Raw genomic sequence first — 20,679 nt, 5'->3', positions numbered from 1 at the left:
CGTACAAGAAGAGACCCGCCCCCAGCAGGGAGGACGGGTCCTGGGGCGTTACGGCAACGTGAGGATCTCCGCCCCCGTCTCCGTCACCACCAGCGTGTGCTCGAACTGCGCCGTCCGCTTCCGGTCCTTGGTGACGACCGTCCACCCGTCGTCCCACATGTCGTACTCGTACGTCCCCAGCGTCAGCATCGGCTCGATCGTGAACGTCATCCCGGGCTGGATCACCGTCGTCGCGTGCGGGCTGTCGTAGTGCGGGACGATCAGGCCGGAGTGGAAGGACGAGTTGATGCCGTGGCCGGTGAAGTCCCGGACCACGCCGTACCCGAAGCGCTTGGCGTACGACTCGATGACCCGGCCGATGATGTTGATCTGGCGGCCGGGGCGGACCGCCTTGATCGCCCGGTCCAGGGACTCGCGGGTCCGCTCGACCAGCAGCCGGCTCTCCTCGTCGACGTCGCCGACCAGGTACGTCGCGTTGTTGTCGCCGTGCACCCCGCCGATGTACGCCGTCACGTCGAGGTTGATGATGTCGCCGTCGCGCAGCACCGTGGAGTCCGGGATGCCGTGGCAGATCACCTCGTTGAGCGAGGTGCACAGGGACTTGGGGAAACCGCGGTAGCCGAGCGTGGACGGGTAGGCGCCGTGGTCGCACATGTACTCGTGCGCCACCTTGTCGATCTCGTCCGTGGTCACCCCGGGCGAGATGATCTTCGCGGCCTCCGCCATCGCCCGCGCGGCGATCCGCCCGGCGACGCGCATCGCCTCGATCGTCTCGGGGGTCTGCACCTCCGGCCCGGTGTACGGGGTCGGCGCGGGCCTGCCGACGTACTCGGGGCGACGGATGTTTCCGGGCACGGAACGGGTGGGAGAGAGCTCCCCTGGTACGAGCAGCGACTGGCCAGACATGCCAGCGAGTCTAACCAGCGCTCATGGGGGAACATGGTGCGTGGTGAGTCGTGGTGAGAGGAGCCCGTCGATGGCCCTGTTCAAGAAGCGCACGGCCGGGAAGCCCGGCGAGTGGTACTACTGCCTCGAACACAAGAAGGTCGAGGAGGGGCCGGAGTGCCCCGCCAAGGACCGGTTCGGGCCGTACGCCACCCGCGCGGAGGCCGAGCACGCGATGGAGACGGCCCGCGAGCGCAACCTGGAGTGGGAGAACGACCCCAAGTGGCACGACGCCACGAAGGGCGCCGCGGACGACGACTGATCAGGCGTCGGCGGTGGCGGTGGCCGTGGCACTCGCGGCCCGCTGTTCCTTCAGCCGCAGCGCGTGCTCGTCCGTCCGCGCGTCGTACGACATCAGCTTCGGCAGTCCCGCGGCCAGCACCCCCACCGCGGCCACGCACATCAGTCCGCCCGCCCACACCGAGGTCCGCACCCCGGCCAGCGCGGCCGTGCCACCGGACCTGACCTGCCCCAGCTGCGGGCCCACCGAGTAGGACAGCAGCTCGATCCCGGCGAGCCGGCCGCGCAGCTCGTCCGGGATCGTCTGGTTCCACATCGCTGCGCGGAAGACACCGCTGACCATGTCGCAGGCGCCGGCGAGCGCCAGGAACAGCAGCACCAGCCATACGTTCCCGACCGCGCCGGCACCGGCGACGGCCGCGCCCCACAGCGCCGCCGCCAGCACCACCATCCGCCCGTGCCGGTGGACCCGCGAGGTCCAGCCGCTGGTCACGCTCACCAGCAGGGCACCCGCCGGGACCGCCGCGTACATCAGACCGAGCGACCACGCGGCGTGCAGCTCGTCCGCGAGGAACGGCAGCACCGCCAGCGGCATCGCGAAGAACATCGCCGCCAGGTCGATCGCGTACGTGCCCAGCAGCTCCTTGCGGCTCCACGCGTACCGCGCGCCCTCCGCGATCGACCGCAGCGAGGGCTTGCGCGCCTCATGGGCGCCGGGGGAGGCGGCGATCCGGACGATCAGGACCACGGACACGACGAACGTCAGGGTGTCCGCCGCGTACGCGTAGGGCAGGCCCGCGAACGCCACCACCACGCCCGCCAGCGCCGGACCGAGGACCCCGCCGACCGTCCAGCGCAGCGAGTTGAGCGCGGACGCGGCCGTCATGTGCTCGTGCGCCACGATCCGCGGCCACAGCGAGTCCAGCGCGGGCCGCTGGACCGACCCGAGGACCGAGGTCAGCGCCGCGATCACGTACAGCGGCCACACGGCGGGCGCCGGCAGCAGCGAGTTCAGCAGCAGCGCCCCGCACAGCACACCGAGCCCGGCCTCGGTCCACAGGATCAGCTTCCGCTTGTCCCACGCGTCGGCGAGCGCACCGCCGTAGAGCCCGAACACGATCAGCGGTACGAGTTCCACGGCCCCGATCGCGCCCACCGCCGCGGCGGAGCCGGTGAGTTCCTTGATCTGCACCGGGAGCGCCACGAAGGTCAGGAAGCTCCCGAAGTTCGAGATCAGCCCCGCGACCCAGAGCCTGCGGAAGTCGACGGAGGAGTGCCAGGGGGCGAGGTCGGGGAGGAGGGCGCGCAGGCCGGAGGCGGTCACAACAGAGCATCGTTGGACGGGGAGTCGCCGCGGGCAACTGCTTTTGCGCGCTACCAGCGGGCGGGCGGGGGCGCCGTCAACTGGTCGGTGAGACGGGAGAGCCGGTCCCGCAACCGCCGCCGCCCCCGCGCCGCGGGCAGCACGTTCTCCCCGGCCGCCGCGCTCACCAGATGCTGCACGGTGTCCAGATCGAGGTCCGTGCCCTCCGGCACGGCGAGCGACTCGTGGGCCAGGGACGCCAGTTCGCGGTCCCCGGAGCCCAGCGAGAGGACGGTCGCACCGGCCCGGCGGGCGTCGTGCACCCGTTCCAGGAGCGGATCGACCGGCCCCTCCGGCGACACCACGAGCAGTGTCTCGCCGCGCCGGGCCGCCTCGATCCGGCCGAGCCCGACGGCCAGATGGGCCGGGTCACCGGGCCGCGCGGCGTGCCGGACGAGAGTCGGGGCCAGTTCGGGCGTGCCCGACCAGGCGGCCTCGTCGACCAGATGCGCCGCGAGATGCCACGGCTCGTACGCGGGCGTGCCCACCAGCAGCAGCCCGCCCCCGTGCGCCACCACGGAACCGCGCAGCACCCCGGCGAACCGCCGGGTGGCCCCCAACCACTCGGTCCCGGCGAGCACTTCACGAAGCAGCGCGACCCGTACGGCGTCCATGTCCGCGCATCCTGCCGCAACCGGCCACTCGTGACGTGGAGTTCACCACGAATTCGCCCGACTTGGGGATGGTGCGGGCTCATCAGCCGCACCAGGAGTCATGAGGAGTCGTCCATGACGGACACCGCAGACGTCAGCGTTCCGTTCACCGCGGGCCAGGGGGGCTACGCGAGCTACCGGATCCCGGCCGTCGTGGTCTCCCGCGCCGGCACCCTCCTCGCCTTCTGCGAGGGCCGGGTCGCCTCCGCGAGCGACTACGGCCACATCGACATCGTGCTGCGCCGCTCCACGGACGGCGGGCGCACCTGGGACCCGCTCACCGTCGCCGCCGACAACGGCACCGACCTCGCGGGCAACCCGGCCCCCGTCGTCCTCGACACCGGCCGCGTCCTCCTCGTCCACGTCCGCTCCGCCGCCTCCGCCAGTGAGGACGCCATCCTGCGCGGCAAGGTGAAGGCCGCCGACGGACGCCGGGTCTGGGTCAGCCACAGCGACGACGACGGCGTCACCTGGTCCACCCCCGAGGAGATCACCGAGCAGGTCAAGAAGCCCGAGTGGCGCTGGTACGCCACCACCCCCGGGCACGCGATCCAGCTGAGCACCGGCCGCGTGGTCGTCCCCGGCAACCACACGCTCCCGCCCACCGGCACCGACGTCGGCAACGAGGCCAAGTACAACAGCGGCCACTGCCTGCTCAGCGACGACCGCGGCGAGAGCTGGTACCTCGGCTACGTCGACGAGAACACCGACGGCTACATCAACTGCAACGAGACCACCGCCGCCGAACTCCCGGACGGGCGCGTCTACTTCAACACCCGCAACGACTCACCGTCCCCCGGCAACCGCGCCGACGCCCACTCCGCGGACGGCGGGCGCACCCTCGTCAAGCCGTTCCGCCCGCAGGCCGGGCTCGCCGCGCCCGTCTGCGAGGCCAGCGTCCTCCAACTCCGCGACCCCGACGTGCTGTTGTACTCCGGCCCCGGCGACCCGGCCGCCCGCGCCCTGCTGACCCTGCGCGCCTCGGCCGACGGCGGCACCACCTGGCGCCCGGTGTTCACCGTCGACGGCCTGCCCGCCGCCTACTCCGACCTCGTCCGCGTCGACGACGACACCCTCGGACTCCTCTACGAGACCGGGGACTTCGGGGCGTACGAGACGATCACGTTCCGGCGGGTGCCCGTGACGGACCTCACCTGAGCCGGTCCGGGCGCCGGGGCGGACGTAAAGTCGGCCCATGACCTCTACCGACAGTGCTGCACAGAGCCCCGCGACGCCCCCGGCGAAGGCCCCCGCCAAGGACCCCTGGGACCTCCCCGACGTCTCCGGGCTGGTCGTCGGCGTGCTCGGCGGGACCGGGCCGCAGGGCAAGGGCCTCGCCTACCGGCTCGCCAAGGCCGGCCAGAAGGTGATCATCGGCTCCCGTGCCGCCGACCGCGCGCAGGCCGCCGCCGAGGAACTCGGCCACGGGGTCGAGGGCGCCGACAACGCCGAGACCGCGCGCCGCAGCGACATCGTGATCGTCGCCGTGCCCTGGGACGGCCACGGCAAGACCCTGGAGTCGCTGCGCGAGGAACTGGCGGGCAAGCTCGTCGTCGACTGCGTCAACCCGCTCGGCTTCGACAAGAAGGGCGCCTACGCGCTGAAGCCGGAGGAGGGCAGCGCCGCCGAACAGGCCGCCGCCCTGCTGCCGGAATCCCGGGTCGCCGCCGCCTTCCACCACCTCTCGGCCGTGCTGCTCATGGACACCGAGATCGCCGAGATCGACACGGACGTGATGGTGCTGGGCGAGGAGCGCGCCGACGTCGAGATCGTGCAGGCGCTGGCCGGCCGGATCCCCGGCATGCGCGGAGTCTTCGCCGGTCGGCTGCGCAACGCGCACCAGGTGGAGTCCCTGGTCGCGAACCTGATCTCCGTGAACCGGCGCTACAAGGCGCACGCGGGACTGCGCGTCACCGACGTCTGAGCGGGTGGGGGACACTGGAGGCGACCGACCGCAGCAGCGTCCCCCTCGTTCCGCCGACAGGAGCCGATCCCATGCCCCGCCTCGCCCTCTACGCCCTCGTCGTCTGCCTGCTCGCCGTGGCGGCGGCGGTCGTCTCCTTCGTGGAGGGCAGCTGGATCGGCGTCGTGTGGGTCCTGCTGGCCGGCCTCTCGTCCAACATGTGCTGGTACTACTTCAAGCGCGGACGCGCGGCCTGAGAACCTGTCCTGCCGCTAGCGCCAGAACTGGTAGAGGCTGTAGCCGTTCGACGTCTCCCAGTCGCTCACGCCCAGCCCCCGCAGGATCGCGTCGATCAGGTCGAAGAACTCGCGGTTGATCGACGGCACCCACAGCAGCGCGAACACGAACAGCAGGCCGAACGGCGCGAACGGCTCCACCTGCCGCTTGATGTCCCTCGACAGCCAGGGCTCGATCACGCCGTAGCCGTCCAGTCCGGGCACCGGCAGGAAGTTCAGGATCGCCGCGGTCACCTGGAGCAGCGCCAGGAAGGCCAGCGCGTACTGGAAGTCGGCCGGCACGCCGTCGAGGGAGTGCAGCCAGAACGGGGCCGTGCAGACCGCCGCGAACAGCACGTTCGTCAGCGGGCCCGCGGCCGAGATCAGGCTGTGCTTCCAGCGGCCGTGGATGCGGCCCCGCTCGATGAAGACCGCGCCGCCCGGCAGCCCGATGCCGCCCATGATGACGAAGATCACCGGGAGCACGATGCTGAGCAGGGCGTGCGTGTACTTCAGCGGGTTCAGCGTCAGATAGCCCTTCCCGCCGATCGAGATGTCACCGCTGTGCAGCGCGGTGCGCGCGTGCGCGTACTCGTGCAGGCACAGGGAGACGATCCAGGCCGCCGTCACGAACAGGAACACGGCGATGCCCGGCTTCTCGGCGAACCCGGACCAGGTGGCCCAGCCGGTCACCGCCGTCACGGCCAGGATCCCGACGAAGACGGGGCTGATCCGCCGGTCGCTCGGGCGGGTGGTGGTGGCGGTCATGGGGGCGGGCTCCCTGCTGGGGTCGGTGGAACGCGAAGCCCGACGGTACCGGGCACAAGGGGAAAACGTCTCGCGGGCGGCCACCGGTTCCGGGGAAGGTGGGCGCATGGGACTCTGGCACGCGATCCGCGCCCCCGTAACCCCCTGCCCCCTGCCCCCTTCCTCAGGGCGGCGGCTCCCGTACGGCGTGCCCGCCGCCGCGCCGCCCCAATCCCGTGACCGCTTCCGTCGCCACCGGAGACAATGGACCCCGTGCGCTATCGCATCCTCGGCACCACCCAGGCACTCCGCCCCGACGGCACGCCCGTCCCGGTCGGCGGGGCGCGGCTGCGCGCCCTGCTCACCGTGCTCGCCCTGCGGCCCGGCAAGGCCGTGCCCGCGAGCTTCCTGGTGGACGAGGTGTGGGCCGGCGACCCGCCCGCCGACGCGCCGGGCGCGCTCCAGGCCCTGGTGGGCAGGTTGCGCCGGGCGCTCGGCGCGGACGCGGTCGGTTCCACGGAGAGCGGCTACCGGCTGGCCGTCGCCGCCGACGACATCGACCTGCACCGGTTCGAGCGGCTGACCGGCGAGGGCCTGCGGGCGCTGGCCGACGGCAACCCGGCCAAGGCGGCCGAGGCCCTGGACGACGCGCTGGCCCTGTGGACCGGCCCGGCCCTCGCGGACCTTCCCGACCGCACGGCGGAGGCGGCCCGCTGGGAGACCCGCCACCTGGACGCCCGCCGCGCCCGCCTGACAGCGGCCCTGGCCCTCGGTGAGGCGGACACCGCCCTGCCCGAACTGACCGCCCTGTGCGACACCCACCCCCTCGACGAACCCCTCCAGTCCCTCCGCCTCCAGGCCCTGCGCGCCTCCGGCCGCACAGCGGAGGCCCTGGCCGCCTACGAGGTCGTACGACGACTCCTCGCGGACCGGCTCGGCTCCGATCCGGGGCCCGAACTGCGGTCGCTGCACGGGGAGTTGCTGCGGTCGGCGGACGGGGAGCGCGGTGCGCGGACCGTTTCGGCGCCCACCGCGAGCGATGACTCCGCGCCGCCGCCCGGCAACCTCCGCGCCCGGCTCACCTCCTTCGTCGGCAGGGAGGCCGACATCGACGTCATCCGGGCCGATCTCCTCGCCGCCCGGCTGGTGACCCTGCTCGGACCGGGCGGGGCCGGGAAGACCCGGCTGTCCCAGGAGGCCGCCGAAGGGGCCGGGGACGCGGCACGGGACGGGGTGTGGCTGGCCGAACTCGCGCCCGTCGACGATCCCGAGGCCGTACCGGAGGCCGTGCTCACCGCCCTCGGGGCGCGCGAGACCGTGATGTACGGCGCCGGTGCCGAGGCGATCCGGGCGGCCGGGGGAGACCGGCACGACGACCCGGTGGAGCGGCTCGCCGAGCACTGCGGGCGGCGCCGGATGCTGATCGTCCTCGACAACTGCGAGCACGTCGTGGACGCCGCCGCCCGCCTCGTGGAAGCCCTGCTGGAGCGCTGCCCCGACCTCACCGTGCTCGCCACCAGCCGTGAACCCCTGGGCGTACCGGGGGAGTTGCTGCGCCCGGTGGAGCCCCTCCCCGACCCCGTCGCGCTACGGCTGCTCGCCGAGCGGGGCGCGGCGGCCCGGCCGGGGTTCGCGGTCGAGGCCGACATCGAGGCCTGCGCCGAGATCTGCCGGCGGCTCGACGGCATGCCCCTCGCGATCGAGCTGGCGGCGGCCCGGCTCAGGATGCTGACGCCGCGTCAGATCGCGGACCGGCTCGACGACCGCTTCCGGCTGCTCACTTCGGGCAGCCGTACGCTGCTGCCCCGCCAGCAGACCCTGCGCGCCGTCGTCGACTGGTCCTGGGACCTGCTGGACGCGGCAGAACGGGATGTGCTGAGCACCTTGTCCGTGTTCGCCGGCGGCTGCGACCTCGCCGCCGCCGAGGCCGTGTGCGGACCGGTCGCCTTCGAGACGCTCGGCTCCCTCGTCGACAAGTCCCTTGTCGTGGCGGCCCCTTCGGGCGAGGGCGAGATGCGCTACCGGCTGCTGGAGACCGTCGCCGAGTACGCGGGCGAACGGCTCGCCGAGTCCGGCCGCCGCCCCGCCGCCGAGCGCGCCCATCTCACCTACTACCGCGAACTCGCCCGCACCACCGACCCGTTGCTGCGCGGCCCCGACCAACTCGCCGCCGTGGAACGGCTGGAGCGCGAGTACGAGAACCTCCGCACCGCCCTGCGGCACGCCGTCGCCGAGCGCGACGAGCAGGAGGCCCTCTGCCTGGTCCTGTCGCTGATCTGGTATTGGCAGATGCGCGACGTCCGTATCGAGGCCCGCAACTGGTGCGTCGAGGTCATGGCCCTGGGCCCCGACCCCTTCGCCGCCCCGGTCCGGCGCGCCGCCCCGGTCTGGCAGCGCTGCACCGACGTCCCGCCCCCGCTCACCGGAGAACTCCTCGCCGAGGCCCGGCGCGGCCTCCACCTCGCCCATCTGGCCTGCATGGACACCGAGTTGGACGCCTGGGAGGCACCGGCCGCGAAGGAGAAACTGCGCCTCATCGCGCAGGTCTACGAACCGGGGCTGCCGCAGACCTGCCGTACGCCCGGCATGTTCTGGTTCTTCGCCGTGATGCTCAGCGGCAGCGTGGAGCGGCTGCCCGAGATCCTCGACGCCGACGTCCGCACCTGCCGGACCACCCCCGGTATGGAGTGGGAGCTCGCCACCACCCTCCAGATGCGCGCCAACATGCTCGCCAACCGCACCGACTGGGCGGGCGACGCGGCCCGGGACGCCGACGAGTCGCTGGAGATCTTCCGCCGTATCGGCGACACCTGGGGCGTCGCCGAGGCGCTCTCCGCCCGCGCCGAGGCCCGTGAGCGCATCGGCGAGTACCAGCTGGCCGCCGCCGACTACCAGGCCGCGATCGAACACGCCGAACGGCTCGGCGCCCACGGCCAGACGGCCGTACTCGGTGCCCGGCTCGGCAGCGTGCTCGTCGAGGACGGGGAGTACGAGCGCGGCGAGCGCATCCTGCGCGAGGTCATCGACCGGCCGCACGGCGTGGGCAGCGAGGCGATGCCCGCCGCCCGGATGTTCCTCGCGAGCCGCCTCGCCACATCCGGCCGGATCGTCGAGGCACGCGAGGAACTGCGCCTGCTGCGCGAGGAGTTCCACATCGCGCACTTCATCGTCTTCGACGCGTTCATCCTCGGCTCGGAGGCCTGGGTGGAGGCGCTCGACGGGGACTACGCCCGGTCCCTGGAGAAGATCCGCAAGGCGCTGGAGCGGGCCGGCGACCCGCTGTCCGAGGCCATCGCCCCGCACATGACCTCGCTGTACCTGGGGATCGCCGCGCTCGCCCTCACCGAGTTCGACGGCGGCGGCCGGGCCAGGGACGGCGTGCGCTGTCTGGTCGCGGCGCGGGCGCTGCTGCCGTCCGGACACGTCCCGACCTACATGGAACGCGAGGTCTACCGCCAGGCCGAGGAGCACGCGCGCGCCATGCTCGGCGACGCGGCCTACGAGACGTGCGCGGCCGGGTACGCCGAAGGCGGCGGCCTCTCCGCGAAGGAGGCCGCCGCCCTGGTGTGAGCCGACGCGGACCGGTGGCACCGGACGCCCGGCCCGGTCAGGTCTTGGTGCGGAACTTGTGGATCGCGATCGGCGCCATCACCGCGGTGAGCCCCACCGACCAGGCCAGCGTCAGCCACACGCCGTGGGCGACCGGACCGCCCACCATCAGCCCGCGGGCCGCGTCGGCCAGCGAGGACAGCGGGTTGTAGTCGGTGAAGTTCCGCAGCCAGCCCGGCATCGAGCCGGTCGGGGCGAAGATCGACGAGCCGAACTGGAGCGGCATCAGGAACAGGAAGCCCATGGCCTGCACGGACTGCGCGCTCTTCATGGTCACGCCGAGGGTGATGAACACCCACATCAGGGCCGAGCCGAACACCGCGGACAGTCCGATCGCGGCGAACATGCCGACCCAGTGGTGGATGTGGAAGCCGACGAGGACGCCGACGACCATCAGTACGGCGCACGCGACCAGCATGCGCATGATCTCGACCACGATCTTGGCGATCAGCACCGAGCCGCGTCCGATGGGCAGCGACCGGAACCGGTCCATGACCCCGGTGTGGAAGTCGGTGTTGAAGCCGGTGCCCACGCCCTGGGCCATGTTCATGCCCATCATGGCGAGCAGACCGGGCACGACGTACTGCACGTACGCCTCCTGCCCGCCGCCCAGCGACTGCCCGATCGAGCCGCCGAAGACGTACACGAACAGCAGCGTGAAGATGACCGGGAACAGGATGGCGTCGAACATCGACTCCGGGTCCTGCCGGATCCACAGCAGGTTGCGGCGGATCAGCGCGCCGGTGTGGCGCAGATGGTTGCGCAGCGGGATACGGGGGTCCGACGCGACCGCGCCGGGGTTCACGGCGACGGCGCTCATACGGCGACCTCCTCGCGGTCGGTGGTGGGCACGGAGTCCTGCGGGGCACTGGCGCGGTGACCGGTCAGCGACAGGAACACCTCGTCCAGGCTGGGCAGTTCGGTGGTGATGGAGGCGATGGTGAGGCCGCGGGCGCTCACCGCGCCGACCACGGCGGTCAGTTGCTCGTCGCTGAGGATCGGCACCAGGACCGTGCCGTTCTCCACGTCGACCGTGACGGTGGCGAGTCCGGTGATGCCCAGCTCGTCCAACGCGTGGGCCAGGGGCCGCAGTTGCAGCGGGTCGGTCGGCCGGATGCGCAGCGCCCGGCCGCCGACCTTCGCCTTCAGCTCGTCGATCCCGCCGTTCGCGATGACCTTGCCGTGGTCCACCACGGTCAGCTCGGAGGCGAGCGCCTCGGCCTCCTCCATGTACTGCGTGGTGAGCAGCACGGTCACCCCGCCGCCGACCATGGACCGCACCTCGTCCCACACCTCCATGCGGGTGCGCGGGTCGAGGCCGGTGGTCGGCTCGTCGAGGAACAGCACCTGCGGGTGCCCGATCATCGAGGCGGCCAGGTCGAGGCGGCGCCGCATCCCGCCGGAGTAGGTGCTCGCGGGCCGCCTGGCGGCGTCCGTCAGCGAGAACCGCTCCAGCAGTTCGTCGGCGCGGGCCCGGGAGTCCTTGCGGGAGAGGTCGAGCAGCCGCCCGATCATGTAGAGGTTCTCCCAGCCGGGGAGCTTCTCGTCCACGGAGGCGTACTGGCCGGTGAGGCCTATCACCCGGCGCAGTTGGCGGGGCTGGCGCAGGACGTCGTAGCCGGCGACGGTGGCCTCGCCGGAGGTCGGAGCGAGCAGCGTGGACAGGATGCGTACGAGGGTGGTCTTGCCGGCACCGTTCGGTCCGAGCACACCCATCACGGTGCCCTCCCGGACGTCCAGGTCGACGCCGTCCAGCGCCTTGGTCTCGCCGTAGTGCTTGACCAGCCCCCGCACGGTGACCGCCGTGCCGCTGGGAATGTTGTCGATTCGCGTCATGCCGATGACAGTGCCAGGGCCCGCCGACAGAACACCGACATCCCACCGACAGCCGCCTACAGCCACCGACAGCCGGCCGACACCCGGTGTACGGGCCCTGGCCGGGGGCGGCAAAGAGGCAGCCCGCCGACGGGGGAAGTTCGGCGGGCTGCCATGGTGCCGCAGTGGCTCTGAAGGGGTCAGTGGACGGAGTGTTCCTCCAGCGGGAACGTCCCGCCGACCACGTCCTGCGCGAACGCCTTCGCCGCGTTGCCCATGACCTCGCGCAGATCGGCGTACTGCTTCACGAACTTGGGCACCCGGCCGCCGGTCAGCCCCAACATGTCGGTCCACACCAGGACTTGGGCGTCGGTCTCGGCCCCGGCGCCGATCCCGACGGTGGGGATGTGCAGCACCCGGGTCACCTCGGCGGCCAGCTCCGCCGGCACCAGTTCGAGGACCACGGCGAACGCCCCCGCGTCCTGCACGGACTTCGCGTCCCGCAGCAACTGCTGGGCGGCCTCCTCGCCGCGGCCCTGCACGCGGTACCCCATCGCGTTCACGGACTGCGGGGTGAGTCCGATGTGCGCCATCACCGGAATTCCGGACTCGACGAGGAGCCGGATCTGTTCGTGCGAGCGCTCGCCGCCCTCCAGCTTCACCGCCCCGACCCCGGCCTCCTTCACCAGCCGGGTCGCCGAGCGCAGCGCCTGCACCGGACCCTCCTGGTAGGACCCGAAGGGCAGGTCGCCGACGATGAGCGCGCGCCGCGTCCCGCGTACGACCGCGGCGGACAGCATGGTCATCTCGTCCAGAGTGACGGGTACGGTCGACTCGTACCCGAGGTGGCAGTTGCCCGCCGAGTCGCCGACGAGCATGACCGGGATCCCGGCCTCGTCGAAGACGGACGCGGTCATCGCGTCGTAGGCGGTGAGCATGGGCCACTTCTCGCCGCGTTCCTTGGCGAGAGCGATGTCGCGAACGGTGATACGGCGTGTGCCCTTGCCTCCGTACAGCGCCTTGCTGCCGTCGGAGGAACTGGTCTTCCCGGCCTGGCCGGTCTGGGCAGCCGAAAGCTGCGTCATGGCAACGGCTCCTTCAGTCATCTCGAAGCACCCTCACGGTGTCCCCGGATCCCCTCCATGGTGGCACCTCGTGCCACTGAGGACCAGAGGGACCCCCGTCACGTCGACCGACGTAAGGTCTGAGTAAAATATTTACGATACGGCACGGTCTCGTATCGAAATTCGCCGAGCGGTCCCTACGCTTTGAGCCATGACCACTCCACCCGTTCCGGCCACCCGGATACCCGAAGCGGTGCACCGTCGCCGCTGGGCCATCCTCGGCGTGCTGATGCTGAGCCTGCTGATCGTGGTGCTCGACAACTCGATCCTCAACGTCGCCATCAAGACCATCTCCACCCCGGCCCCCACCGGCCTGGGCGCGACACAGAGCGAGCTGGAGTGGGCGATCAACGCCTACACCCTCGTCTTCGCCGGCCTGCTCTTCACCGCGGGCCTCCTCGGTGACCGGCTCGGCCGCAAGAAGACCCTGCTCGGCGGGCTCCTCGTGTTCGGCATCGGCTCCGCGCTGGCCGCCGAGTCCGGCTCCCCGGGCCAGCTCATCGGCTACCGGGCCCTGATGGCCCTCGGCGCCGCCTTCGTGATGCCCGCCACCCTCGCCGTCCTCATGAACGTCTTCGAGCGCGACGAGCAGCCCAAGGCCATCGGCATCTGGGCCGGCGGCGTCGGCCTCGCCATCGCCATCGGCCCGATCACCGGCGGTGTGCTCCTCGACCACTTCTGGTGGGGCTCGGTCTTCCTGATCAACGTGCCGATCGTGATCGTCGCGCTCGCCCTGATGATCTGGCTGGTCCCCGACTCCCGCGACCCCCGGCCCGGCCGCCTCGACCCGGTCGGCGTGATCCTGTCCGTCGTCGGCCTCGTCCTGCTGGTCTACGGCATCATCGAGGGCGGCGAACTGGCCGACTTCACCGCGCCCAAGGTGCTGGCGACGATCATCGCCGGGGTCGTGGTGCTCGCCGGGTTCGTGTGGTTCGAGAAGCGCAGCGACCACCCGTCCATCGACGTCACGTACTTCAAGAACAAGGTGTTCTCGGCCGCCATCGCCGCCATCGCGCTGGTCTTCTTCGCGCTGATGGGCGTGACCTTCTTCTCGGTCTTCTACACCCAGAGCGTGCGCGGCTACTCGCCGCTCCAGACCGGTCTGCTGATGCTGCCGCTGGCCGCCGCGCAGATGATCTTCGCGCCGCGCGCCCGGCTGGTCGTGGACCGCTTCGGGAACAGGATCACGACCGGTGTCGGCCTGCTGCTGCTCGCCGGGATGCTCGCCGCCTTCGCCACCCTCGACGCGGACACGCCGATCTGGGTCCTGGAGGTCATCTTCTTCCTCATGGGCACCGGCATGGCCCACGTGATGACCCCGACCAGCGTCGTCATCATGCAGGCCCTGCCGCGCGAGAAGGCGGGCTCCGCGTCCGCGCTGAGCAACACCTTCCGCCAGGTCGGCGGCGCGCTCGGCATCGCCGTGCTCGGCTCGGTGCTGTCCACCGCGTACCGCAACGGCATCGAGGGCAAGCTCGGCTCGGTGCCGGCCGCCCTGCGCGACACGGCCGGCGAGTCCATCGAGGCCACCCTCGGCGTCGCCGCCAAGCTCGGCCCGCAGGGCAGGGCCCTGGTCACCCCGGCCAACGACGCCTTCCTGCACGCCATGCACGTCACCGCCCTGTGCGGCACGGGCGTCGCGGTCGTCGGCGCGGTGGTCGCGTTCCTCTTCCTGCCCGGGAAGCCGACGGCCCGTCAGGAGGGCAAGGAGGAGCAGGAGTTGGCCGTAGTGGGCGAATAGCCGCGACAATCGGCACAGACGCGAACGGGGCGACGGCGATGGGACGGAGTGAAGTGAGCCTTGCCGACCACGGCACCGACCACGGCACGGACAGCGGCACCGGGACCGGTACCGACAGCGGGACCCAGCCGGGTGTCCCCACCAGGGGGCGCCCGCGCAGCGAGGCCGTCGAACGTGCCATCACGGAGGGCGTGATGAAGCTCCTGGAGGACGGCGTGCCGCTGGCCGAACTCTCCATCGAGCGCATCGCCCGCACCGCCGGTGTCGGCAAGGCCACCATCTACCGCCGCTGGCCGGGCAAGGAGGAACTCTTCGTCGACGTCGTCCGCGAGGCCGAGCCCGACGACCCCGAACTGCCCGGCACCTCCCTGCGCGACGACCTCGTCGCGATGATGGAACAGCTGCGCCAGCGCGGCCTGATGACCCGTTCCTCGGCCCTCCTGCACAACGTGTACGCGCAGATGAAGAGCGCCCCGAAGGTCTGGGACGCGTACCACACGACCGTCGTTGAGCCCCGCCGCCGCAGACAGGTCGAACTGCTGCGGCGCGGCCAGGAGAGCGGTGAACTCCGCACCGACCTCGACGTCGACCTGATGAACGACATGCTGGTCGGCCCGATGCTCCTGCGCACCGTCATGCGCGCCGACGCCGACCTCCCCGAGGGACTGTCCGAACTCCTCGTGGACACCCTGCTGGCGGCCCTGCGCCCGCCTGCTTCCCCGACCGCTTCCCCGGCTGTTTCCTAGGCCGTTCGGGGCCGCGCCCGAATGTGCGCGTCTCGTCACAAAGGGGGCCCGCGGACCGGGATTCGGAACCCTCGGCGGTGACTTGTTCGTCCTCGTGCCAGTACGGCCGTCATGGGACGGCGGATCGGAACCGATCATCCCCTAGGGTCGTAGGCGCGGGGACGATGGTGTGCACGGCAGGTAGTGAGGCGACGGTATGGCACAGCAGGCGTATGTGGCGGAGACGGACGACGGCGGCTCGGGGGACCAGCCGCACGGAAACCGACTTCGGCGCCTGCGGAACAGACTGTTCGACGGCTGGCGGGGCGACGGGAGGACCTGGCGCCGCGGGCTGATCCTGGCCGCGCTGGCGGTCGTCCTGGCCCTCGTGATGCTGCTGCACTCGCACATCCCGAACCGGATCGGCAACCTCGGCAGCCTCACGGAGACCTTCCTGCCGTGGTTCGGGATCGCGATCCCGCTGCTGCTCGTCCTCGCCCTGGTCCGCAAGTCGGCGACCGCGCTGATCGCGGTCGTGCTCCCGGCGGTCGTCTGGCTGAACCTCTTCGGCGGGCTGCTGCTCACCGACAAGACCGGCACCGGCGGCGATTTCACGGTGGCCACGCACAACGTCAACGCCGACAACCCCGACCCCGCCGGTACGGCCCGTGACGTGGCGGCCTCCGGCGCGGACGTGGTGGCCCTGGAGGAGCTGACGGCCTCGGCGGTCCCGACGTACGCGAAGGCGCTCGCGTCGACGTACAAGTACCACGCGGTCGAGGGCACGGTCGGCCTGTGGAGCAAGGACCCGATGACCGGCGTCCAGGCCGTCGACATCAAACTCGGCTGGACCCGCGCGATGCGCGCCACCGTCACCACCCCCGAGGGCCGGATCGCGGTCTACGTCGCTCATCTCCCCTCGGTGCGGGTGAAGATCGAGGCCGGTTTCACCGCCCGGCAGCGCGACAAGAGCGCGGACGCGCTCGGTGAGGCCATCGCCGCCGAGCCGCTGAAGCGGAAGATCCTCCTCGGCGACCTCAACGGCACCATGAACGACCGCTCGCTGAACGCCGTCACCTCCCAGATGCGCTCCACGCAGGGCGCGGCGGGCGACGGCTTCGGGTTCAGCTGGCCGGCCTCGTTCCCGATGGCGCGGATCGACCAGATCATGGTCCAGGGTGTGGAACCGGTCACGTCGTGGACCCTCCCGAGGACCGGCAGCGACCATCTCCCGATCGCCGCCCGTGTGAACCTCGACACGAGCTCTTAACCTCGTGGAATAGAGCGTCGGGGAGTCTTTGTTCCGTGACTGAACTTAAGTTCGTCCCGTACGGAACACCGCTCTCTCCCCGAAAGGCACAGGCACCTCCATGCCCCTGGCCCTGCTCGCTCTGGCCGTCGGCGCTTTTGGTATCGGCACCACCGAATTCGTGATCATGGGCCTGCTGCCCGAGGTCGCGGACGACCTCCACGTCTCCATCCCCACGGCGGGACACCTCGTCTCGGCGTACGCGCTGGGGGTCGTCGTCGGCGCCCCGCTGCTCGCGGCGGTCACCGCCCGGCTGTCCCGCCGTACGGTCCTGATCGGCCTGATGGCCCTGTTCGTGGCGGGCAACGCCCTGTCGGCCCTCGCCGCGGACTACGACTACCTGCTGGCCGCCCGCTTCCTGAGCGGCCTGCCGCACGGTGCCTTCTTCGGCGTGGGGGCCGTGGTCGCCACGACGCTGGTCGCGCCCGAACGCAAGGCGCGTTCCGTCTCGTTGATGTTCCTGGGCCTCACGGTCGCCAACGTCGTGGGTGTGCCCGCCGCCACGCTCATGGGCCAGCACCTGGGCTGGCGGGCCACGTTCCTCGCGGTGAGCGCGATCGGCCTGGCGGCGATAGCGTCGCTGGCCCTGCTGATCCCGCACGACCACGCGCACGCCCCGGCTGTGGGCCTGCGCCGCGAGCTGGCGGCGCTGAAGTCCCTCCCGGTGTGGCTGGCCCTCGGCACGACGGTGGCCGGCTTCGGCGCGCTGTTCGCCGCCTACAGCTACATCACCCCGATGCTCACCGACGCGGCGGGCTTCGCCGACGCCAGCGTGACGCTCCTGCTGGCCCTGTTCGGCGTCGGCGCCACGGCCGGCAACCTGGTGGGCGGCCGGCTCGCGGACCACTCCCTGCGCGGCACGCTGTTCGGCGGGCTGGTCTCCCTGGGCGCGGTCCTGGCCCTGTTCCCGCTCCTGATGACCACGGAGTGGAGCGCGGCACTCGCGGTCGTCCTGCTGGGCGTCGCGGCCTTCGTGACGGGCTCCCCGCTCCAGCTCATGGTGATGGAGAAGGCCTCCGCGGGCCCGTCGCTCGCCTCCTCCGCGAACCAGGCGGCCTTCAACCTGGCCAACGCGGGCGGCGCCTGGATCGGCGGCCTGGCCCTGGCAGCGGGCTTCGGCGCGACGTCACCGGCGGTGGCCGGTGCGCTGCTGGCCCTGCTGGGGCTGGGAGTCGCGGGTACGGCGTGGAGGGTGGACCGGGGGCGGGCGGTACCCGGCCGCGAACGCGTGGTCGCGGCCCACGTCCCCGACCAGGCGGCCGTTCTCCAGCCGTGACCGCCTGACGAACCCCCTTGCGTACGGCGTCAGTTGAGGATGACGCCGTACGAAGGCACCCGGTGACCGCACTGGCTGGCCTTGCGGAAGTCGATCGACGACGGGTACCGCTTGATGTGCTTGAGCACGACCTCGCCCGTGTTCTTGCCGAAGATCCCGTCGACCGCCAACTGGGTGGTGGCCCAGTGGTAGTTGGAGTACTTCTGGAGCTTCTTCACCCCCAACTCGGTCTGCGGGCCGAACTTGCCGTCCACCAGCAGGTGCAGGTTGAGGTAGTTGTTCACGAAGAACTGCACACAGCGGACCGACGCGGGGTTGTTGGCGTGCCCGTAGCCGATGTCCGGGATACCGGGGTCCGCGTGGGCCGTCGTCGTACCGAGCCCCACGGTGACGACCGCGGTCAGGGTCACCGTGGCACGGCGGAGCAGGCGGGTGTGGCTCATCGGACCTCGTTCCGAGCGCGGACGGACATCGCCGACCACCTTCACCCGCCTCCTCACCATGAACCAACCCCACACCGGTAAGCCGAGAACAAAACCTGCCGCCCGGCCCCCGGGCGCGGCCCGAGCCGTGTCCGCGCAGTCCCGCCTGCCTCACGACGCCCGGCACGCGCGCTCGCCGCACCCTCGAAAGCCCAAGTACGGCCCGTACGAGGGCTTCCGGGCGGCGCTGCCCCAGCCTTCGGCCGGAGGGGACCCAGCGCACGCACCGGACGCCGCGAGGCCCGCTCTCCGCGCCGACGGACTTCGCGGACGCCCCTAGTCGAACCGCGCCAGATCCCGCAGCCAAGCCGTCGCCGAGCTGTCCGAAGGTGCTCGCCAGTCTCCACGGGGTGACAGCGAACCTCCCGCCGAGACCTTCGGGCCGTTCGGCATGGCGGATCGCTTGAACTGGGCGAAGCCGAAGAAGCGTCGGCAGAACACCTCCAACCAGCTCCGGATCTCCGGCAGTTCGTACGCCACCCGCTTCGCCTCCGGGAAGCCGGGCGGCCAGGCGCCCGCCTCCGTGTCGTGCCACGCGTGCCAGGCCAGGAACGCGATCTTCGAGGGGCGGAAGCCGTGGCGCAGGACGTGGAAGAGCGTGAAGTCGTGCAGGGCGTACGGGCCGATCTTCGACTCCGTCGACTGCATCTCCTCGCCGGGCACCAGCTCGGGGCTGATCTCCGTGTCGAGGATCGCGGTGAGGATCTTGCCGGTCTCCTCGTCGAACTGGTCGCTGCTCACCACCCAGCGGATCAGGTGCTGGATCAGGGTCTTCGGGACGCCGGAGTTGACGTTGTAGTGGCTCATCTGGTCGCCGACGCCGTACGTGGACCAGCCCAGGGCCAGTTCCGAGAGGTCGCCCGTGCCGAGCACGATGCCGCCACGCTGGTTGGCGAGGCGGAACAGGTAGTCCGTGCGCAGGCCCGCCTGGACGTTCTCGAAGGTGACGTCGTACACCGGCTCGCCGGAGGCGAAGGGGTGGCCCATCTCCCTCAGCATCAGGCGCGCGGTCGGCGTGATGTCCAGCTCGGCCGCCGTCACGCCGATCGCCCGCATCAGCGCGTGGGCGTTGTCCTTGGTGTGGTCGCTGGTCGCGAAGCCGGGCAGCGTCCAGGCCAGGATGTCGCTGCGCGGACGCCCGGCCCGGTCCATGGCCCGCGCGGCGACGATCAGCGCGTGCGTCGAGTCCAGGCCGCCCGACACCCCGATGACCACCTTCGGGCCGCCGATCGCCGCGAGCCGCTGCTGAAGGCCCTCGACCTGGATGTTGTACGCCTCGTAGCAGTCCTGCGCGAGCCGGTCAGCGTCGGCCGGCACGAAGGGGAAGCGCTCCAGCCGGCGCCGCAGGCCCAAGTCGCCGGAGGGCGGGGCGAGTTCGAAGCCGACCGTACGGAAGTCCGCCGTCCGGGCCCGGTGCGTACGGCGGTTGTCGTCGAACGTGCCCATCCGCTGCCGCTCCTGCCGCAGCAGGTCCAGGTCGATGTCGGCCACCGCGTACTCGTCGCCGAGCGGGAAGCGGTCGGTCTCCGCGAGCAGCACGCCGTTCTCGTAGACCATCGCCTGCCCGTCCCAGGACAGGTCCGTCGTCGACTCGCCGAGGCCGGCCGCCGCGTAGACGTACGCGGCGAGGCAGCGCGCGGACGCCGAGCGGCACAGCAGCTTGCGGTCCTCGGCGCGGCCGACCGTGATGGGGCTGCCGGAGAGGTTGACGAGGACGGTGGCGCCCGCGAGCGCGGCCTCGGCGCTCGGCGGCACCGGCACCCACATGTCCTCGCAGATCTCCGCGTGCAGGACGAGGGAGGGGACGTCGTGGGCCGCGAACAACAGGTCGACGCCGAACGGGACTTCCGCCCCGCCGACCCGGATCGACCCGCCGCGCTCGTCGGCGCCGTCGGCGATCTGGCGGCGCTCGTAGAACTCGCGGTAGTTCGGCGGGTACGACTTCGGTACGACCCCCAGGATCCGGCCCCGGTGCACCAGCACCGCGCAGTTGTAGATCCGGTTGCGGTGGCGCAGCGGGGCGCCGACGACCAGGACCGGGAGGAGGTCGGCCGAGCCGGTGACCACCTCCTGGAGCGCCCCCTCGACCTGGTCCAGGAGGACGTCCTGGAGCAGCAGGTCCTCGATGGAGTAGCCGCACAGCCCCATCTCCGCGAAGACGGCGACGGCGACGCCCTCCTCGGCGCAGCGGCGGGCGTGGCGCAGGACCGCTTCGGCGTTGGCGTGCGGGTCCGCGATCACGGTGTGGCCCGTGCAGGCGGCGACACGGGCGAAACCGTGCTGATAGATCGACCAGAAGTTCAGTGGAGGCACGGGTCCACTGTAATCGTCAGTGAGACGCGATGGGGTGGCGGGGGGGGGGGGGCCCCCCCCCCCCCCCCCCCAACAAACCCCCCCCCCCCGGCCCCCCCCGGGGGGGGGGGGCCGGGGGGGGGGGGGCCCGCCCCCCGCGACGCAGGGGCGGGGGGCCCC

18 protein-coding genes are annotated in these 20,679 nt (G+C 71.7%); 9 read left to right on the top strand and 9 right to left on the bottom strand.

The genetic code is table 11. The annotated features are described in order from the left end of the window. Positions 1 to 48 precede the first annotated feature (48 nt). Positions 49 to 906: a type I methionyl aminopeptidase gene (map, locus tag ACIQPR_RS28655; RefSeq protein WP_403654028.1), complete on the bottom strand. Its 858-nt coding sequence runs from the start codon at positions 904 to 906 to the stop codon at positions 49 to 51. 70 nt (positions 907 to 976) lie between these two features. Here map and ACIQPR_RS28650 point away from each other — a divergent pair, with 70 nt between their 5' ends. After that, positions 977 to 1,207: a hypothetical protein gene (locus ACIQPR_RS28650; protein ID WP_403654026.1), complete on the top strand. Its 231-nt coding sequence runs from the start codon at positions 977 to 979 to the stop codon at positions 1,205 to 1,207. Here ACIQPR_RS28650 and ACIQPR_RS28645 read toward each other — a convergent pair whose 3' ends face one another. Then, positions 1,208 to 2,509, bottom strand: a complete 1,302-nt coding sequence (locus ACIQPR_RS28645; RefSeq protein WP_403654022.1) for an MFS transporter — start codon at positions 2,507 to 2,509, stop codon at positions 1,208 to 1,210. It lies immediately after the preceding gene. Between the two features lie 50 nt (positions 2,510 to 2,559). Further along, on the bottom strand, positions 2,560 to 3,162 hold the full coding sequence (locus ACIQPR_RS28640; protein ID WP_403654020.1) for a hypothetical protein: 603 nt from the start codon (positions 3,160 to 3,162) through the stop codon (positions 2,560 to 2,562). A 114-nt stretch (positions 3,163 to 3,276) separates the two neighbouring features. Here ACIQPR_RS28640 and ACIQPR_RS28635 point away from each other — a divergent pair, with 114 nt between their 5' ends. The 3 genes from ACIQPR_RS28635 (at position 3,277) to ACIQPR_RS28625 (ending at position 5,361) form a co-directional block, all read left to right on the top strand. Next, complete coding sequence (locus ACIQPR_RS28635; protein ID WP_403654017.1) at positions 3,277 to 4,359, top strand: exo-alpha-sialidase; 1,083 nt, start codon at positions 3,277 to 3,279, stop codon at positions 4,357 to 4,359. Between the two features lie 37 nt (positions 4,360 to 4,396). Continuing rightward, a complete protein-coding gene (npdG, locus tag ACIQPR_RS28630) occupies positions 4,397 to 5,125 on the top strand; it encodes an NADPH-dependent F420 reductase (protein WP_403654014.1) in 729 nt (242 codons plus the stop codon). Positions 5,126 to 5,196: 71 nt separating this feature from the next. Beyond that, positions 5,197 to 5,361 (top strand): hypothetical protein, encoded by a 165-nt coding sequence (locus ACIQPR_RS28625; RefSeq protein ID WP_403654011.1) that lies wholly within the window; start codon positions 5,197 to 5,199, stop codon positions 5,359 to 5,361. A gap of 15 nt (positions 5,362 to 5,376) precedes the next feature. On the opposite strand, the gene ACIQPR_RS28620 is transcribed toward ACIQPR_RS28625, so the two are convergent. After that, positions 5,377 to 6,147 (bottom strand): site-2 protease family protein, encoded by a 771-nt coding sequence (locus ACIQPR_RS28620; protein WP_403654008.1) that lies wholly within the window; start codon positions 6,145 to 6,147, stop codon positions 5,377 to 5,379. A 243-nt stretch (positions 6,148 to 6,390) separates the two neighbouring features. Between ACIQPR_RS28620 and ACIQPR_RS28615 the strand changes: the two genes are divergently transcribed. Next, positions 6,391 to 9,696: an AfsR/SARP family transcriptional regulator gene (locus ACIQPR_RS28615; protein WP_403654005.1), complete on the top strand. Its 3,306-nt coding sequence runs from the start codon at positions 6,391 to 6,393 to the stop codon at positions 9,694 to 9,696. 37 nt (positions 9,697 to 9,733) lie between these two features. Here the strand turns inward: ACIQPR_RS28615 and ACIQPR_RS28610 are convergent, their stop codons facing one another. The 3 genes from ACIQPR_RS28610 to panB all read right to left on the bottom strand — a co-directional run bounded on the left by ACIQPR_RS28610 (position 9,734) and on the right by panB (position 12,635). Further along, entirely contained in the window at positions 9,734 to 10,555 is an 822-nt protein-coding gene (locus ACIQPR_RS28610) for an ABC transporter permease (protein ID WP_403654002.1), read from the bottom strand. Beyond that, positions 10,552 to 11,571, bottom strand: coding sequence for an ATP-binding cassette domain-containing protein (locus ACIQPR_RS28605; RefSeq protein ID WP_403653999.1), 1,020 nt, complete (start codon positions 11,569 to 11,571; stop codon positions 10,552 to 10,554). Before ACIQPR_RS28605 ends, ACIQPR_RS28610 begins: the two co-directional genes overlap by 4 nt. A gap of 179 nt (positions 11,572 to 11,750) precedes the next feature. Next, on the bottom strand, positions 11,751 to 12,635 hold the full coding sequence (panB, locus tag ACIQPR_RS28600) for a 3-methyl-2-oxobutanoate hydroxymethyltransferase (RefSeq protein ID WP_403653996.1): 885 nt from the start codon (positions 12,633 to 12,635) through the stop codon (positions 11,751 to 11,753). A gap of 190 nt (positions 12,636 to 12,825) precedes the next feature. Here panB and ACIQPR_RS28595 point away from each other — a divergent pair, with 190 nt between their 5' ends. From ACIQPR_RS28595 to ACIQPR_RS28580, 4 genes are all read left to right on the top strand, one after another. Next, the gene (locus ACIQPR_RS28595) at positions 12,826 to 14,415 is read left to right on the top strand and encodes an MFS transporter (protein WP_403653994.1); all 1,590 of its coding nucleotides are present in this window, start codon (positions 12,826 to 12,828) and stop codon (positions 14,413 to 14,415) included. 53 nt (positions 14,416 to 14,468) lie between these two features. Then, a complete protein-coding gene (locus tag ACIQPR_RS28590; RefSeq protein ID WP_403653991.1) occupies positions 14,469 to 15,161 on the top strand; it encodes a TetR/AcrR family transcriptional regulator in 693 nt (230 codons plus the stop codon). Positions 15,162 to 15,357: 196 nt separating this feature from the next. Further along, the gene (locus ACIQPR_RS28585) at positions 15,358 to 16,410 is read left to right on the top strand and encodes an endonuclease/exonuclease/phosphatase family protein (protein ID WP_403653988.1); all 1,053 of its coding nucleotides are present in this window, start codon (positions 15,358 to 15,360) and stop codon (positions 16,408 to 16,410) included. A 100-nt stretch (positions 16,411 to 16,510) separates the two neighbouring features. Continuing rightward, a complete protein-coding gene (locus ACIQPR_RS28580) occupies positions 16,511 to 17,725 on the top strand; it encodes an MFS transporter (RefSeq protein ID WP_403653985.1) in 1,215 nt (404 codons plus the stop codon). 29 nt (positions 17,726 to 17,754) lie between these two features. Here ACIQPR_RS28580 and ACIQPR_RS28575 read toward each other — a convergent pair whose 3' ends face one another. After that, positions 17,755 to 18,168, bottom strand: a complete 414-nt coding sequence (locus ACIQPR_RS28575; RefSeq protein WP_403653982.1) for a peptidoglycan-binding protein — start codon at positions 18,166 to 18,168, stop codon at positions 17,755 to 17,757. A gap of 315 nt (positions 18,169 to 18,483) precedes the next feature. Beyond that, the gene (locus ACIQPR_RS28570; protein ID WP_403653980.1) at positions 18,484 to 20,520 is read right to left on the bottom strand and encodes an NAD(+) synthase; all 2,037 of its coding nucleotides are present in this window, start codon (positions 20,518 to 20,520) and stop codon (positions 18,484 to 18,486) included. Positions 20,521 to 20,679: the final 159 nt, after the last annotated feature.

The organism is Streptomyces sp. NPDC091280 (assembly GCF_044768565.1).
In the GTDB taxonomy this organism is placed as follows: Bacteria; Actinomycetota; Actinomycetes; order Streptomycetales; family Streptomycetaceae; genus Streptomyces.
This window is presented reverse-complemented; position numbering and strand designations above follow the sequence as displayed.

Coding starts and splice junctions, on each gene's coding strand:
- map (WP_403654028.1), bottom strand. CDS start 906: ATGTCTGGCCAGTCGCTGCTCGTACCAGGGGAGCTCTCTCCCACCCGT.
- ACIQPR_RS28650 (WP_403654026.1), top strand. CDS start 977: ATGGCCCTGTTCAAGAAGCGCACGGCCGGGAAGCCCGGCGAGTGGTAC.
- ACIQPR_RS28640 (WP_403654020.1), bottom strand. CDS start 3,162: ATGGACGCCGTACGGGTCGCGCTGCTTCGTGAAGTGCTCGCCGGGACC.
- ACIQPR_RS28635 (WP_403654017.1), top strand. CDS start 3,277: ATGACGGACACCGCAGACGTCAGCGTTCCGTTCACCGCGGGCCAGGGG.
- npdG (WP_403654014.1), top strand. CDS start 4,397: ATGACCTCTACCGACAGTGCTGCACAGAGCCCCGCGACGCCCCCGGCG.
- ACIQPR_RS28625 (WP_403654011.1), top strand. CDS start 5,197: ATGCCCCGCCTCGCCCTCTACGCCCTCGTCGTCTGCCTGCTCGCCGTG.
- ACIQPR_RS28620 (WP_403654008.1), bottom strand. CDS start 6,147: ATGACCGCCACCACCACCCGCCCGAGCGACCGGCGGATCAGCCCCGTC.
- ACIQPR_RS28615 (WP_403654005.1), top strand. CDS start 6,391: ATGGACCCCGTGCGCTATCGCATCCTCGGCACCACCCAGGCACTCCGC.
- ACIQPR_RS28610 (WP_403654002.1), bottom strand. CDS start 10,555: ATGAGCGCCGTCGCCGTGAACCCCGGCGCGGTCGCGTCGGACCCCCGT.
- ACIQPR_RS28605 (WP_403653999.1), bottom strand. CDS start 11,571: ATGACGCGAATCGACAACATTCCCAGCGGCACGGCGGTCACCGTGCGG.
- panB (WP_403653996.1), bottom strand. CDS start 12,635: ATGACGCAGCTTTCGGCTGCCCAGACCGGCCAGGCCGGGAAGACCAGT.
- ACIQPR_RS28595 (WP_403653994.1), top strand. CDS start 12,826: ATGACCACTCCACCCGTTCCGGCCACCCGGATACCCGAAGCGGTGCAC.
- ACIQPR_RS28585 (WP_403653988.1), top strand. CDS start 15,358: ATGGCACAGCAGGCGTATGTGGCGGAGACGGACGACGGCGGCTCGGGG.
- ACIQPR_RS28580 (WP_403653985.1), top strand. CDS start 16,511: ATGCCCCTGGCCCTGCTCGCTCTGGCCGTCGGCGCTTTTGGTATCGGC.
- ACIQPR_RS28575 (WP_403653982.1), bottom strand. CDS start 18,168: ATGAGCCACACCCGCCTGCTCCGCCGTGCCACGGTGACCCTGACCGCG.